Genomic DNA, 15,711 nt, shown 5'->3' with positions numbered 1-15,711 from the left:
AACAGGACTTGACAATTTCTTCTGCAAATGTGAGATGTTGAGAATTGTCAAAGATGTGTATAAAGGGTAGGGCGTTGCCCTGGGCTATGTGCTTCTGCCCCTTCGGGGCGTGCTGCTTAGACTTTTGACACACCCTCTTTTATTTCCTCGCGAGGGAAAAATTGTTTCCTCGCGTAGTTGCAATTGTCCGTTCGCTCGGCTTTGCCGCTTGCCTTAGCAAGAACTTCCATCCATCGTAGATGGATTAACTTCTTCTTAAATTCCAATAACTCCCATTTATTTACCCTTCACGATGCCAATCATTCGTTCGCGGTCCTTGTAGACATTGCTGTTGGCAGGTGCATTGTACAGATATTTCAGGGCGCGTGCCGCCTGTTGGTCGTTGGCGTTGGGCGCAATGCCCAGTATCTGTGCCACTTCCTTGCGTATGCTCTTTGTCAGTCCGTCGGCAGTTATGGGGCTTTTCCCGTTGTGCCCGATGTTGAGACGGCACGAAAGTATCTCGCCAGTGCGGGGATGAACAGTCTTTTCGGATGTCACGCCTTTCTTGCCAAAGTCGTAAGCCACAACAATAGCCTGCTCAACGGCTTTCGTTTGCTTGCCCAAAGGTTTTGCTGTAAGCCGCTTCTTCACTCCCGCTTTAGCCAAAACCGAGTTCCACGACTCAATGCCTTTTACTACAGCGCCTCGATATTGTTGAGGCATCAGCGAGTCGATGTAGAACACGCACGGAACATTTGTAGCCCATCTCACCACCAACGAATCCTCAATCATAGTGTAAGGATTCTGCGAGTAGTCGTTCAGATGAATAGTCTGGGCTGCAATATCCCTTGCACACAGTCGTATAGGTTCGCCGTTAGTGGGCAGCAGATTGAAGTAGTAGCTCGTCAGCAGCGGTTTGCTGGCATTGGGAAGTATTATCGCCATACTGTTGAACGAGTATTGTTCGGCTTCTGTCTCATACTGTCGTTCTATGCTCATAGCCACGCCGCTGGCAGAAGCGTGTACTTCGGTCAGTCGGCCTGACCCCTCTACGAGCGAGCGTATTGCGCTATACTGCGAGCAGTCGAACCATTCCATGCCGTACTCCACCAATTCGGTTATGTCGACAATGGGATTTCCCTTGTCCGATACAACTGCAGCGCAATACGTTCGTCCTACAGTCGGACCGTTGGAGAGATTGAAAGCCTTGGTCAGCGGGCTGTCGCTATCCAGTATACGGTCGTGATAGAAAGGCTGATTGAGTACTACTGTAGCCGAGTCGGGCACTGAAAGCTTAACGACTCCAATCGATTTCACAGCCCTGTCAATCAGTCCGAATCCGCAGTCGATTTGTCCTCTGAGTTCCATCTCGCGTCCGTCGAGCTGCCGGTCGAACTCCATATACACACGGTTGTCGTGCTGATATATTGGCAGAACGCCCTCGGCGAGCTTCGTTCCGGTCTTGACGAGATTGCTATAGCTTATAGGTTGCGGCTGAGCCATTGCCAAAGTGGCTGTCATAAGCCCCGCTATTATTAATGTATTCTTCATTCCTTTGTTTTGTCTTTAGTACCGTTCCCTATCAGTTTGTTCCACTTGTCTTGTACGTATTTGTTCAGTTCGGCATCGTCGCCAGTTGTGCCAAGCGCCGAAAGCGTACTTTCAATCGACTCGACAAGTTCGTCTTTGGTCATTACATCCTTTGCATCGGCAGGCTGTTTAGCCATAAGTTCCAGTGCGTAACGCATCGAATCCATGCACGATTTGTACAGCTTGTCTATAGACTCTTGTCGGTCGGCGTGTACGGCATCAATGATTTGCCTGTCAAACAGCCATGTCGGTGGCGTGAACACATAGTCTTGCAGAAAGTGCACAGCCTTGCGGCAGTATTCAGCCGACTCCAGTTGCTGTTTGCCGTCAACATAGCGGCAGCCTCCAAGGTGTGCAGTCACGTGTCCTACCCAATGTCCGTAATGCTCAATCATAGCCTTGTAGCGTTCGCGCATAATCTGTTCTTCGACCACAGACTTCGTTTTCCAGATGTCCTTAAGGCTGCACAGGTACTTCAGGTTTTCTATGCCTTGAGTGTTTACAGCCACATGGTCGTTGCCAAGGTCCTCCTGTTGCGATCGGACATCGCGCAGATCGTAGAAAGCGAGTTCCGGATTGTCCTTCTTCTGTTGTTCATACCATCTGCGCCGGTTCTGCTCCTGCTCTTCAGGAGTGTCGCCTGGGAACATGCGGTAGCCCCATTCTATAGCCCAACGGTCGTATGCTCCTATTTGTATACGACGATTGGCGAGCTTCACTTTGTCGCCAGGTCGGAGGGCATAGTTGAATCGCACGTAGTCCATAATTGAACTTCCAATGCCGTGACGCGACAGATATTCGTTGTCGCGCAGATTGTCTATAGACGCATGACTGCTTCCGCTGTGGTTGTGTTCCAGTCCGAGCGAGTGTCCGATTTCGTGGGTTATCACCAGTTTCAGCAGTTCGCATTGCAGCCATTCGGGCAGTATCGGCTTGCGTGCTACGGGGTCTACGGCACCACATTGGACGAAATACCAGTTCTGAACAACCTGTAGCACACTGCTGAACACGCCAACGTGACACGCTGTAATCTCGCCCGAGCGACCCTCGCAGGGCGAAGGGCCGTAAGCGTTAGCCATTCCCGATGTCTTCCATGAGATGTAAGGATAGCGGCTGTCGTACATGCAGAAGTCGGGGTCTTCCTTTGGCGTGGGTGCCAGTCGGGCATCGATGGCGTTCTTGAATCCTGCCTGTTCAAATGCCTGGCGCCACTCTCGCACAGCCTCAATGATACTCTTCTGATACAACTTGGGGAAGTTACGGTCGACATAGAACACTATCGGATTGACAGGTTCTACCAATTCGCCCTTGAAGTATCGCTCGCGGTCTTCTGGACGGATGTCCAGTCGCCAGCGTTTTATTATAGGCATACGTGTCACACGTCCGCTGTCAGCCATGATTCTCTTGCTGATTTCGAAGTATGTCTTGCCGTCGCCACGCTTCATAGGTATAGGAGTCTTGGGCATAAGACTGATGCATACGCCCGTCTTCCAGATGCCTTCGTACGACGGAATAGTCTTGCCGGGAGTAGGGCGGAGCGCAGTCATATTGCGATAGGTGCGCGATATGAGCAGCAATATGCAGTCGTTGCATCCCTTGACGTCTTCTATCGTGTCCCTTTTTGCGTCGCGTGCGCTTATCTTCATGTCGTAATAGGCAGGCTCAAGGGCAAACAGAGTGAAGTTCTTCAGCGTTGTTCCAATCTCGACGAGCGTCATTCCGTTGCTCTCTGCCACTACAGGCAGACTGCGGTAGGTGCGTTCTGTTGGTGTGAGCTTGGCTATACGGCCTATGTCTCCGGCTCGGTCGGTAATGATGAGGCTGTGCTGCGGGTCGGCAATAATCAGTTTGCCGTCACGCTTATGCAGCGCCATATACATCGGACCAATCAAGTCGCCGGCATATCCGTATTTGGTTTCAGATTTGCGGTTGGGACTTTCGGGAGCTTGAAGTATTGTTGTTGTGATGCTGTATTCACGGTCTAACAGCGAGTCGGGTATCGCCCAGTACATATTTCCGTCCGATTCGTACGTGTCGAACATTCCATACGTTATGCGAGGTGGGCTTTTGAAGCAGTTGTCAAACTGATGTTGCCCGCTCGCTGTGAGCGAACAGGCAGACATCAGTAATGCTGTTAGACAGTATTTGTATTTCACTTTCATTCGTTTTTGAGAAGTGCTTATTCGTGATTGTACGAGATGTCAACGATTTTGCCAAACGGATTGGCTGCATCATTGAATATAAATACGCTGCCTTCGGCTCGGTCGACGTCGCCGGCAACGTTGAGTTGCAATTCTGCCATAACGCCCTTTGCGTCGGATGTATTGATTGCAATGCCCAATACCATTCCGAGCGACTCCTCAGAGCTTTCCGAATCGCGGAATTTAAGGCAAGCTATCTTTGCGTTTTGGTCGGCATCGTAGGTGTAGATGGTCTCAATCTTCTGACGGTCGAGGTCTATACGATATACGCTGTTGCCCGCTGCCATGAAGACGAAGTGAGTAGAGTAGGCTGCCGAGGCTGCAAAGCGTGCCGAACTGAGGTCAACGTCGCCTGGCAGTTGTACAGTTGCCTTGCTCTTGCACATCGGATCGTCCCAATCTGCGCTGAAACTGAACACCGTCAGACTGTGTGAGCCGTCGCCCATGACTGCATAAGCGTAGTTGCCGTTGTCGCCTCCGCACACAATGTCGAGCAATTGCAATGAAGAACTGACGTTGTTGGGGTCGAAAGCGTATGTTCCTTCCGCGTCATCGTTGATATCTCTGAACACGAGTGGCTTCACATCTCTCCATGTCGAACCTTTTCTAATATATTGCGAGCTTTGAAATGAAGTCATATAATCCATCATTCCTGAGAAGGCGTTGCCCAAACGGAAACGATGAGTATCCTCGTTGTATGCCAACACATAGCTGCCAAACGTAGCGAAGTGAGTCGGCAAGAAGATAACGTTCTTTGTTCCTTCATTGTTAGCTTGCGTGTCGGATACAGAGTATGGCACACACCATCCGTCGTCGTATGCAAAGTAGGCCTTCGAGTCGGTCACGAACATCTCGCCCTTCTTGTCCATCTTGTAATAAGACAGATTGACAGGCTTGTTGTTCATTGCGTGTTCAAACATTATTTTGTTTGTGCCATACTTCATAGAGAGTGTGCTCGGGTCGTATGTAGCAATCTCGTTGCTTGTAGCAATGGTCAGATTGGCAAATCTTTTTGTACCCATTGGAAATAAACTGGTATTTCCGTATTTGCCTTTTGCAGCAATTGCCAAAGGTTTTCCGTTGAGTGCGAACGACTCACCGGTTTCCGATTTGAACACATCTGAGTATGCGAAGAATCCGTTGGCATCGCCTTCGACAGCGCCAACAACGCTTCGCTGCTCCGGTGTTTCCTGCAATACGAACCAGGCAGGGTTGAGCGGCTTTATAACGGTAACCTTGCCCAGCTCATACCATTTCTGTCCTGTCTCCTCGTTGCTGACGATAAGCATCATGCCGATGCTTTCGGGATTGTTGGGTTCTACCTCAACGTTGCACACTTTGCCCGTAGAATACTTGTCGTAATCTTTGATTTGTTTCGACCCCAACTTCGCGTCAGCCTTCAGACGCAGCCATTCGAAGGTGAGGTTGTCCTCGTTTTGCGCCATAGTCTGCGACAGTTCGGGCGTCAGAGTGACGCTCTGCGCCTCTGTCTTAGGCATACGCACCTTGGCTTCGGGTATTTCTATCTTGATGTCGTTGACGTCGTGATAGTCGTAGTTGCCTTTGTCTTCGTAGCATCCTTGTAGCAATGCCACCGACGCAATGCCCAATATGTATGAATATATCTTTTTCATATTGTTTCGTGTTTATAGTTTATTATTCATCCGGGAAAATATCGTTGCCGTTCTCGTCGAGTATCGGACCGTGCTCACGTTTGTATTCCTCGTAGGCAGCGCCGACCTTCTCCATTGCCTCGTCGTTCTCCTGATCGGTTGTTATCTTGTCGAACGTATATCCCAGCACGTCCATTATGTAGCAGTATTTGGTTACGCTGAAGTCGCCCCAACCCGTCCATGAGTAGTCATACCAGTTGTCTGGTATTTCAATCTTCCAAACGTAGTTCACCTCGGCGTAGCTGTCGCTTACTATGCCTTTAAGGAACTGGTGCTTGGGGTTGTCGTTGTCGAATACAATATTGCAACCGTAGGTCTTGTTGCCGGGCTTGTATGCAGGACGTTTCACCTTGAAATAGAACTTCTGTTCTACTCCGTCAAGCTTGCTGAACGTATATTTGTCGTCTATCAGCAGTTCGAGCGAGTTCTGATATTCGCTGTTGTCGCTCTGCTTGACGCAAAGGTCGCGGCTGGATGTGAGCAAATCGCCCTGTATTCTCACTCGGAAGCTGTCCACACGATACGGGTCGGTCTTCATCTTTACATAGTCGGTGTCGGTGAGTTCGCCGTATACTATACTTTGATTGAAGTTGATGCGTGGCTCCTGGTTGTACATCTCGATTTTCTCTTCAGAGCAACTGATGTAGCTGCAAGCCAAAACAACGGTCGCTATAAATAAAAGTATATGTTTCATAGTTGTTCTTACTTTTTAGAGTTGTTGCCGAATATCTTCTCGTTGTCGGGCAAAGGCATCTGATATTGCTTTGCAGTCATACCATCGACGTTGCATCCGTAGTATCTGCTATAGGCGTGATTCTTGAGGAAGTAGAACAGTTGTCCCTCGGCGAAGTACTCCTTGCGATACTCCTTCATGATTTCGTTGATGCGGCGTGTCTGCTCCTTGTTCTCAGCCGATGCGACGTCTGGCTGGTCATATCCGTTAGTGAATATCTCGTCGCTGTACGAAATGCCGCGTGCGAAGCGTACGGTGTTGAGTGCGTTGACACTTGTCTGAGCGTCGTCGGCACACTCGGCTATGATGTAGTACATCTCCGGAAGACGTATGAGCGGTATGGCATCGGCGCCCTGATAGCCGTATGCGCTGAGCAGCGGAGCTTGATTATACTTCTTGCAGAAGGCGTTGGCATGGCTGTCGTCCCACGAGAATGCCACGATGTTCTGGCGCCAGTCGGAAGTGAATCCCTCGTAAATCTGGTTCATCATCTGCTCGGTCAGTCCGAAACGTCTGTTTGTAGCAGAGTTGTAAGAGTCGAGATCCATCATCATGAAGTTGTTGTCGAGCAATGTAGACAACTCGTGTACGCTGAGTCCGAATATCTGTTCGCCATAGCGTATAGAGTTGTAGTTGGATGCAGTCTGGCTCTTGTAGAGGCTGAATATTTTGGAAGCATCGATCACTTCCTGCGCCTTCTGCACGGCAAGGGGCTTTTCTCCGGCATAGCAATACACACGTGCGAGCATAGCCTTGACAGCATACACGTTCATACGGAACTCGCGGTTGCTGAGGAATGCGGTACGGTCGTTCTCATCGGTGAAGAAGTCGCGTGTGTCGTGAGCTTCGAGCAGCTGCTCGGCAGCCTTCAGGTCGTCTACAATCTTAGCCACAACCTCATTGGCAGGCAACACCGGAGTGGGTTCGGTGTCGAACGTTGTCTTGTAGGGGATGGCAGCATCGGTAGGATGCTGGCTGTAGATGGGGCCGTAGAGACGCAGCAAGTCGAAGTAGAGGAAGGCTCGCAGACCCAGCGCTTCGCCCTTTATCACCTCGTAATAGTGGGGCGATGTGAGCACTTCGCGATGACTCTCCAGTCCGGTCAGCAAATTGTTGATGTTGGAAATGACGTTGTACTGTGCCTCGTAGATGCCGTTGCGCTTGTCGAGGAATAGGTTGTCGTAGTCGAAAACCGTCGACTGATTGAACACGTTCGAATTGTTGCGCTCGGGATAGTCGCTGTACAGACCTGCCATTTCGTCAAGATAGGCGTATGTGAGGTCGCCTGCGTAGAGGCTGGTGGTGCCCATTCGGAGATAGATGCCGGTGAGAATATCCTTGAAACCCGACTCCGACTCGAACATCTTGTCGGCTGGAATATATTGCTTTGGCGATACGTCAAGCCAGTCGTTGCACGAAGACAGGCTTCCCGTCAGCACGGCTATTACCAATATATATATGTATTTCATAATTATTGCGTGTTAGATTGTAATTAGAATGCTACGTTCAGAGAGAATGTGAACTGGCGTGAGAACGGATAGTCGAGACCGCGCTCGCGCTTCACCGACGACAGATAGAACAGGTCCTCCATAGTAAATCCGAGTTTGGCGGAGCTGAGTCCCCAGTTCTTTATGAATCGGGCGTTTTTCGTATCCATGCGATAATAGAACGACAGAGTGCTGCCCTGGAAAACATTCTCGTCCATAACGAATCGCGATGTGGCCTTGGTGCCGGCTCCATGAGGATTGAGTGCGCGGAACATGGCGTGGTCGCCAGGTTTCTGCCATCTGAGTTGGGTGACGCGTCGGTCGGCATTGTATGCCAGGTTGGCGTTCTCCACCTTGTCGACGAGTGTCTGGTTGTACACCTGTCCACCAAATTTGTAGCGGAAACTAACGTCAACGCCCAGACCCATGTAGGTGAACGACGAGTTGATATATCCCTGCCATGTAGGCTCGGTATTGCCGTAGGGCACAGCGTCGGTGCCGCTATAGCCGGCCTGGTTGGTCAGTTCGCCATTGCGCTTGACGAGTATTTCGTCGCCGGTAGCGGGGTCGATGCCCAGCGAAGGCACAACCCAGATGCTCGACATGGAGTATCCCTCCTGGTATCTTGGCAGCGGACTGTCCTTCAGTTCGTTAGTGCTCTTCTCGTTGATGTGGCGCATAGCCTCCGAAATCTCAACAAGCTTGTCCTTGTTGTGCGACCCGTTGAGCGTGACAGTCCAGTAAGCCTGCTTGGCAGGGTTGCGATAAGGTATTGCCGAGAGGCTGATCTCCCAACCCTTATTCTCAATCTTGCCAAGGTTTTCGGGATAGGTTGTAAATCCGAGTGAGGGTGCAAGCGAGATGTTTGTGATAAGGTTGTTGGTCACCTTATTATAATGTTCGATGCGGGCTGTAAGTCGATGGTCGAACAGTCCGAGTTCGAGCGCGAAGTTGGTGTTGCGTGTGGTCTGCCACTTCAGGTTCTCGTTGTGCATGGCGAGGATGTTGGCGCCGGTTCCGTCAGACGACAGATAGGGCAGCAGCAAAGAGTAAGTGTAGTAGCTGTGAGCCTGATAGGGCGAGAAACCCTGCGAACCCGTGGTTCCGTATGTGGCGCGCAGCACGAGGTCGGAAATGAACGACACGTTCTTCATGAAGCTCTCCTTCTTCAAGTCGTAGCGCAAACCGGTCGACCAGAAAGGTGCCCAACGGTTGTTCTTGCCAAACTCTGACGAGCCGTCGAGGCGTATGTTGAAGTCGACAGAATACTTGTACTTGTAAGAGTAGCCGCCGCTGAGTACCCATCCGATAGAGCGGCTTGTGCTCTCGCCACCCGTCACCTTCTCGTTATACTTCTTGCCGAAGAGTATGTCGTCCATGTTGTCGTTAGGAAAACCGGTCACGTAAGCGCCATACGTGTCGGTACTGTTCTCCTGAATGCTCATGCGGGCATTGGATGTGATGTAGTGGTCGTTGAGCTGCTTGTTCCAGCTGGCTGTAAGGTCGACTCCCCAGTTGACCGACTCGTTCTGTGTGCGTCGGTAATCGCCCTTGAGTGTCGGGTCGCTGATATTGTCGAAGTCGGTGTGCTGGGCCGGACGGAATATGTCGTGGTGTCCTACACTCTTCGAGAGCGAGAATGCACCCTCAAGACGCAGGTCCTTGGTAGGAGTGTACTCCACCTTGAACAGCTCGCGCACGCTGAAGTTCTTGCTGCGGTTCTTGCTGTTGAATGTAGTGTTGTAGAGCGGATTGGCATATTGCGACATTCCCATATTGGTGCCGGTGAAGTCGTCCATGTTCTTCTGCAGATTGCCATTCTCGTCGTAGGGTGAGAGATACGGGTTGAGCTTGGTGTACTGGCTGAAGCTGCCATAGTTGGATTCGTCGGCAGTAGAATTGTCGATAGTGATGCTGTTCTTGAGCAACACCTTGTTGAGATGATACTGGAAGTCGAGCATACCGGTGAGCACGTCGCGTCCGCTGTTCTTCATCACACCCGGCGAACTGTTGTAGCCTACGTACATACGGTATCGCAGAGCGTCGTCGCCGCCTTCAAGTGTGACGGTGTGGCGCTGCTGAACCGATGTGCGCAGCGGCTTGCTGAGCCAGTAGGTGTCAACGCCCGAGAGCACGTTCTTCAGCTTCTTCTGGTACAGTTGCCACTTGTCAACGGTTTCGCCACCCTCAATATATACTCCAGCCTTAAGTTCGGCATCGAGCTTTTCCTGTGCGTTCATGAGGTTGTAGCCCGTCAAGTCGGGAGCCTCGATACGCATTTCGCCACCGTAAGTCACCCAGATGCGGCCCGGTTTCGGAGTCTTGCTTTCGATTACTATAACGCCATTGGCAGCACGCGAACCGTAGATGGCTGTGGCAGCTGCGTCCTTCAGAATGACGATAGACTTCACGCGGTCGGGGTCAAGGTCGGCAAGCGTCTGTATGGAGATTTCAAAACCGTCCATGATGAGCAACGGCTGGTTGGCGTAAGTCTCGTACTCGCCCTGCACGGTGAGCACGTCCTGGCTGGTGCCGAGGTCCATATTTGCACCGCCACGCATACGCATGTCGGGCAGGTTGTTAGGATTAGAGCCCGAGAGATTGTTGTCCATTATGTTAAGTCCGGGCGACATGGCGGCAATAGACTTTGCAACGTTGTTGGTACTGAATTTCTTCAAGTCCTCGCCCTTGATAGTTACTGCCGAACCGGTAAATCCTTCCTTCTTACGATTGAACATACCCGTAACCACAACGTCGTCGAGCAGCTTGCTGTCCGACTGCAGCGTCACCTTCATCTGAGCCGAAGGCGATACCGTGGTGGTAGTCATTCCGATGTACGAGATTTTCAGTTTGCTGTCCGATGCGACGTTTGTCAATTCGAAACGTCCCTCGGCGTCAGTCATGGTCTGCAGCTTGCTGCCAGCCACCTGGATGCTGGCGCCAATTACGGGCAGTCCGTCGTCAGCCGACAATACGATACCCTTTACGGATGGAATTGTTTTGCGGACACCATTCTCCACTTTTGCTGCCTGGTTGGCATCGTGCTGTTGCGCCCAAACCGTCTGTGGCGAGTTGGCGCATGCGAGCATAGCCAATGCAGCAACAATCATCTTGCGTTTTCTCATAAGCAAATTAATGGTTTCTGTATTTATAATGTTATTTTATTGTACTTTTGTTGATATTCTCTATCTGTAAAATCCTTGTTTTCAAGTAGTTGTGCAATGCGTTTTCAAAAGGAGTCCTTTTGCATTGCAAAAGTAGCCCTTTTGACCTGTAAAAGGAGTCCTTTTGGAGTGTAAAAGGAGTCCATTTGCAAGCCAAAAGGGCTACATCTGAAATATCACGATATTCTCATCGGTTTTTTTGTCATAAAAATTCACCTTTTTAGGTTTTTGTTTTGCAAAGATATTGATTTTTTTATAATTATGTCACCTAATCTAAAATATTTCTTAAATTAATTTTTCGATTAGCTTATAATTTGTACTTTTGCATTATGATACTACCTATATATACTTACGGTCAGCCCGTGCTTCGCAAAGAGGCGCAGGACATCACCCCAGAATATCCCGAGCTTTCGACGCTCGTGGCCAACATGTTTGAAACTCTTACTGCCAGCGACGGCATCGGTTTGGCAGCTCCACAGATAGGTCTCGACATTCGTCTTGTCGTCATCGACCTTGATGTGCTGAGCGACGATATGCCCGAATACAAGGACTTCCGCCATGTCTATATCAATCCCTACATACTCGAATACGACGAAGATTCGAAGAAGGAGACAATGGAGGAGGGATGCCTGTCGCTGCCGGGAATACACGAGAGCGTGACACGCCCCACACGTATACACGTGAAATATCAGGACGAGAACTTCGTAGAGCACGACGAATGGGTGGACGGCTATCTCGCACGCGTCATGCAGCACGAGTTCGACCATCTCGGTGGCAAGATGTTCATCGACCGCATCTCGCCAATGCGCCGACAGATGGTGCGCGGCAAACTGAAGAATCTGCTGCTCGGACGCTTCCGCTGCGCTTATCGCACCAAGGCCCCCAAGAAGTAAAGGGAGAGTGTGTCAAAACAGAAGTTAGAGGAAGTTTGGGCTTTGCCCGTAGTTAATAGAAGTTCTTGCTAAAGCAAGCGGCAAAGCCGAGCGAGCGGACATATGTATAAATTGCTGAAAGACAAAGCATTTGTCCGTTAACTTCCATTCATCGTAGATGGATTAACTTCTTCTTAACTTCCTCTAACTCCTATTCTGACACGCCCTTATACCAACAATAATCGTATGACCATTTCACGAATAACGAAACTCCTGTTGCATCACAGCAATGCCCGCTCCATAACGTCACACACATGGCGCTATGGAGCGGCACTCGTGGCAACAGTGCTGTTTGTGCTCATGCCCCAGCGCACCTCAGCCCAATTCAATACCGACCGCCTTATGGTGTCGGGACGCAGCGCGCTGTACTATGAAGACTACGTGCTGTCGATACAGTATTTCAATCAGGTGCTCACGGCAAAGCCATATCTCTACGAGCCTTGGTTTTTTCGGGGCCTTGCCAAGTTCTATCTCGACGATTTCGGAGGAGCCGAATCAGACGTGACGCACGCCATAGGGCTCAACCCATATATATATAATATGTATGAGCTGCGTGGACTTTGCCGCATACGACAGAAGAATTACGCTCAGGCAATAGCCGACTATGACGCTGCAATACGCCTCAATCCGCAAAACCAAAGCGCATGGTACAACCGTGTGCTGTGCCGTGTTGAGGGCAAAGACTACAAACGCGCACAGCTCGACCTCGACACCGTCATAGTGAAGTGGAAGAAGTTTGCACCGGCCTATTCGCTCAAGGCACAGGTGTATCTGGCGCAGAAAGACACCACGCAGGCCGACCAATGGCTCGACAGGAGTCTTGAAGTAGACCCGTTCGATGCCGATGCATGGAACACACGTGCCATGATATCGCTCTCAAGAAGCAAGTGGCGCGATGCCGATACATATCTGAGCAAGTCGATACACCTCAAACCCAAGAATGTAGGCAACTACGTCAACCGTGCGCTGGCACGATATAACGTGAACAATCTGCGTGGCGCCATGGCCGACTACGACACGGCGCTCGACCTGGATCCCGACAACTTTCTGGCTCATTACAACCGTGGACTGCTGCGTATGCAGCTGGGCGACGACAACCGCGCTATCACCGACTTCGACTATGTGATACGTATGGAGCCCGACAACGTTCTCGCCATATACAATCGTGCCATCTTGCTCGACAAGACGGGCAATCTGCGTGCTGCCATTCGCGACTATACACGCATGATCAACGAATATCCTAACTTCTGGACGGGTCTGTCGGCACGCGCCAGCTGCTACCGCCGACTCGGCATGACAGCCAAGGCTGAGATGGACGAGTTCCGTATCATGAAGGCACAGATGGACAAGCACCTGGGCATTCAGCCACGATGGAACAACAGCAAGCGCAAGCAGATGCGCCGACGCAGCGAAATCGACCCCAATAAGTACAACCAGATTGTTGTGGCGGACGAGAACAATGCCGAACATGAATACAAAAGCGAATATCGCGGACGTGTGCAGAACCGGGCAACAGGCCTTGACGCACAGCCGATGTTCCACCTGTCGTTTGCACCCATGGTGAGCGACGTTCACACCTATCACGCCTTCGCACAGAAGGTGGAGGCTTTCAACGCCGCACATCCGCAACTGCGACTCTATGTAGTGTGCGGAACGGCTCCTATGGACGAGGCTGCTTCACGACGGATGTTGCAGCGAGTAGACTCGCTCACAGCCGTGGTAGATGCGGCGCGAGGACAGCAAAAGCTTGCAGCCGCACTCGTGCAGAGGGCTGTTGCCGAAACTTTAGCGCAGAACTATGAAGATGCTATCTCCGACCTTGAAGCCAGTCTCGGCATCGACTCTACGTCGGTAGTGGCTCTGTGGCAACGGGCTTATTGCCAGACTATGATGAACGAGTTTGACAAACAGGCACGCAACGCCAAGGGCGACGCTACAGCTGCATCGCTGAAGTCGGCACGTATAATGTCCGATCTCGACCAGGCTATACAGGCAGACAAGGACAATCAGTATCTGTACTACAACCGCGGTTGTACATACATGGCCGAACGTGACTATACACACGCCATCGACGACTTCACACGAGCCATTAACATCGACCACAATCTGGCAGAAGCCTACTACAATCGTGGACTGGCACGTGTGCAGAACGGACTGAAGAGCGAGGGCATAGCCGACCTTAGCAAGGCAGGCGAACTCGGATTATACAAAGCATACAGCGTAATCAAAAAAATATCCAATTCAAAGAAATGATTAGAAAAATCCTTATGCTGGTGCTGATGATTGTCAGCACCGTATTTTATGCTACTGCCGATAGTTATACTCCACGCAAACGAGAGTTCCGCGGAGCTTGGATACAGTGCGTAAACGGACAGTTTATCGGAATGTCGACGCAGAAGATGCAGCAGACGCTAAGCTATCAGCTCGACGAGTTGCAGAAGGATGGAGTCAATGCCATCTTCTTTCAGGTACGTGCCGAGTGCGACGCGCTGTACAAGAGCGACCTCGAACCGTGGAGCCGATTTCTCACTGGCAAGCAGGGTCAGGCTCCTTCGCCTTACTGGGATCCTCTGCAGTGGATGATAGACCAATGTCACAGTCGTGGTATGGAGCTGCATGCGTGGCTCAATCCTTATCGTGCCAAGACCAAGACGACGTCGGCTTTAGCGTCCAATCATGTTGCCATGAGACATCCAGGCAGCGTGTTTGCATACGACGGACTGTTCATTCTGAATCCGGGACAACCCTCTAACCGCGACTATATTATTAAGGTGGTCAACGATATCGTGACGCGTTATGACATCGACGGAATTCATATGGACGACTACTTCTATCCTTATCCGGTGGCAGGACTGCAAATTCCAGACGACCGCGAATTCAAGCAGTACAACAACGGCATTACCGACCGTGCTGATTGGCGTCGCGACAACGTCAACGTATTTATCAAGGAGTGTGGCGAGAGCATACACAAGATAAAGCCTTGGGTTAAGTTTGGCGTGTCACCGTTTGGTATCTACCGCAACAAGCGCGCTGGCGTTGAGGTGGGCAGCAACACAAACGGCACGCAGAACTACGACGACCTCTATGCCGACATCCTACTGTGGGTCAACAATGGTTGGGTAGACTACAGCGTGCCGCAGCTCTATTGGCAGATTGGACACAAGGCAGCCGACTACAAGACGCTCATAGAGTGGTGGGGACGTTATGCTTCTAAGCGCCCGCTGTTTATCGGCGAGGACGTAGAGCGTACTGTTAAGTTTGCCGATATTGACAATCCCAACATCAATCAGATGCCTGCCAAGTTTGCATTACACCAGCAGCAGCCTTACGTTCAGGGCACAGTGCTGTGGTATGCAAAGGCAGCTGTGGACAATGTAGGCAACTATGGCACTATGCTGCGCAACAACTATTGGCGCTATCCGGCTCTGCAACCACGCATGCCGTTCATCGATTCGAAGGCTCCGAAGAAACCTAAGAAGCTGGCAGTGGTATGGACTAATGACGGACCGGTGCTGTTCTGGACCAATCCTAAGGCCAAGAAGTGGGGCGACGAGGTAACGAAGTCGGTGGTATATCGCTTCAAGAAGGGCGAAAAGATTAATCTTGACGACCCGTCGAAGATTGTAGGCATCACGGCCGAAACCATGCTCCGTCTGCCATACGATGGCGGTAAGCAGAAATATACTTATGTAGTTACATCGCTCGATCGCTTGAGCAACGAGAGCAAGGGTGCCAAGAAGAAGGTGCGCTTGTAGTATTTTAAACCCAAAAACAACGGACATTCAAAACGGAAATTATTAATACCAAATATTCTTGTGTTCTTAATAATTGGTTGATTTTTCTGTTTTGAATGTCCGAAATTGTATTTTTCTCCCTTTCCCTTTTGTCATCTTGTTTTTTTTACCTTACTTTGCAAGCAGATAGTAAAGCGAATATATAACAATAATCA

The 15,711-nt window shown here is 50.6% G+C and carries 9 protein-coding genes; 3 read left to right on the top strand and 6 right to left on the bottom strand.

The annotated features are described in order from the left end of the window. Window positions 1-276: 276 nt before the first annotated feature. Genes I6E49_RS03575 through I6E49_RS03550 form a run of 6 tightly spaced genes read right to left on the bottom strand, consistent with a single transcriptional unit; the run spans window position 277 to window position 10,791 of the window. Complete coding sequence (locus I6E49_RS03575) at window positions 277-1,533, bottom strand: hypothetical protein (protein WP_235400498.1); 1,257 nt, start codon at window positions 1,531-1,533, stop codon at window positions 277-279. Further along, complete coding sequence (locus I6E49_RS03570) at window positions 1,530-3,734, bottom strand: zinc-dependent metalloprotease (RefSeq protein WP_235400497.1); 2,205 nt, start codon at window positions 3,732-3,734, stop codon at window positions 1,530-1,532. Before I6E49_RS03570 ends, I6E49_RS03575 begins: the two co-directional genes overlap by 4 nt. A 17-nt stretch (window positions 3,735-3,751) precedes the next feature. Continuing rightward, window positions 3,752-5,407, bottom strand: a complete 1,656-nt coding sequence (locus tag I6E49_RS03565) for a PKD-like family lipoprotein (protein WP_235400495.1) — start codon at window positions 5,405-5,407, stop codon at window positions 3,752-3,754. 22 nt (window positions 5,408-5,429) lie between these two features. After that, entirely contained in the window at window positions 5,430-6,140 is a 711-nt protein-coding gene (locus tag I6E49_RS03560; RefSeq protein ID WP_235400494.1) for a DUF4843 domain-containing protein, read from the bottom strand. Window positions 6,141-6,148: 8 nt separating this feature from the next. Continuing rightward, entirely contained in the window at window positions 6,149-7,651 is a 1,503-nt protein-coding gene (locus tag I6E49_RS03555; protein WP_369681600.1) for a RagB/SusD family nutrient uptake outer membrane protein, read from the bottom strand. Window positions 7,652-7,671: 20 nt separating this feature from the next. After that, window positions 7,672-10,791: a SusC/RagA family TonB-linked outer membrane protein gene (locus I6E49_RS03550; RefSeq protein WP_235400492.1), complete on the bottom strand. Its 3,120-nt coding sequence runs from the start codon at window positions 10,789-10,791 to the stop codon at window positions 7,672-7,674. 368 nt (window positions 10,792-11,159) lie between these two features. Here I6E49_RS03550 and def point away from each other — a divergent pair, with 368 nt between their 5' ends. From def to I6E49_RS03535, 3 genes are all read left to right on the top strand, one after another. Beyond that, a complete protein-coding gene (gene def, locus I6E49_RS03545; RefSeq protein WP_235400491.1) occupies window positions 11,160-11,723 on the top strand; it encodes a peptide deformylase in 564 nt (187 codons plus the stop codon). Between the two features lie 339 nt (window positions 11,724-12,062). Beyond that, a complete protein-coding gene (locus tag I6E49_RS03540) occupies window positions 12,063-14,015 on the top strand; it encodes a tetratricopeptide repeat protein (protein ID WP_235400501.1) in 1,953 nt (650 codons plus the stop codon). Next, entirely contained in the window at window positions 14,012-15,517 is a 1,506-nt protein-coding gene (locus I6E49_RS03535; protein ID WP_441006957.1) for a glycoside hydrolase family 10 protein, read from the top strand. The genes I6E49_RS03540 and I6E49_RS03535 overlap by 4 nt, the downstream gene beginning before the upstream one ends. Window positions 15,518-15,711: the final 194 nt, after the last annotated feature.

It is taken from the genome of Leyella stercorea (assembly GCF_021531655.1).
Note: the sequence above shows the minus strand (reverse complement) of the source record. Positions and strands in the feature narration are given on the sequence as shown.

Bases quoted from the DNA above. Each gene is read 5' to 3' on its own strand.
- I6E49_RS03575 (WP_235400498.1), bottom strand. From the start codon at position 1,533: ATGAAGAATACATTAATAATAGCGGGGCTTATGACAGCCACTTTGGCA.
- I6E49_RS03570 (WP_235400497.1), bottom strand. From the start codon at position 3,734: ATGAAAGTGAAATACAAATACTGTCTAACAGCATTACTGATGTCTGCC.
- I6E49_RS03565 (WP_235400495.1), bottom strand. From the start codon at position 5,407: ATGAAAAAGATATATTCATACATATTGGGCATTGCGTCGGTGGCATTG.
- I6E49_RS03560 (WP_235400494.1), bottom strand. From the start codon at position 6,140: ATGAAACATATACTTTTATTTATAGCGACCGTTGTTTTGGCTTGCAGC.
- I6E49_RS03550 (WP_235400492.1), bottom strand. From the start codon at position 10,791: ATGAGAAAACGCAAGATGATTGTTGCTGCATTGGCTATGCTCGCATGC.
- def (WP_235400491.1), top strand. From the start codon at position 11,160: ATGATACTACCTATATATACTTACGGTCAGCCCGTGCTTCGCAAAGAG.
- I6E49_RS03540 (WP_235400501.1), top strand. From the start codon at position 12,063: ATGCCCCAGCGCACCTCAGCCCAATTCAATACCGACCGCCTTATGGTG.
- I6E49_RS03535 (WP_441006957.1), top strand. From the start codon at position 14,012: ATGATTAGAAAAATCCTTATGCTGGTGCTGATGATTGTCAGCACCGTA.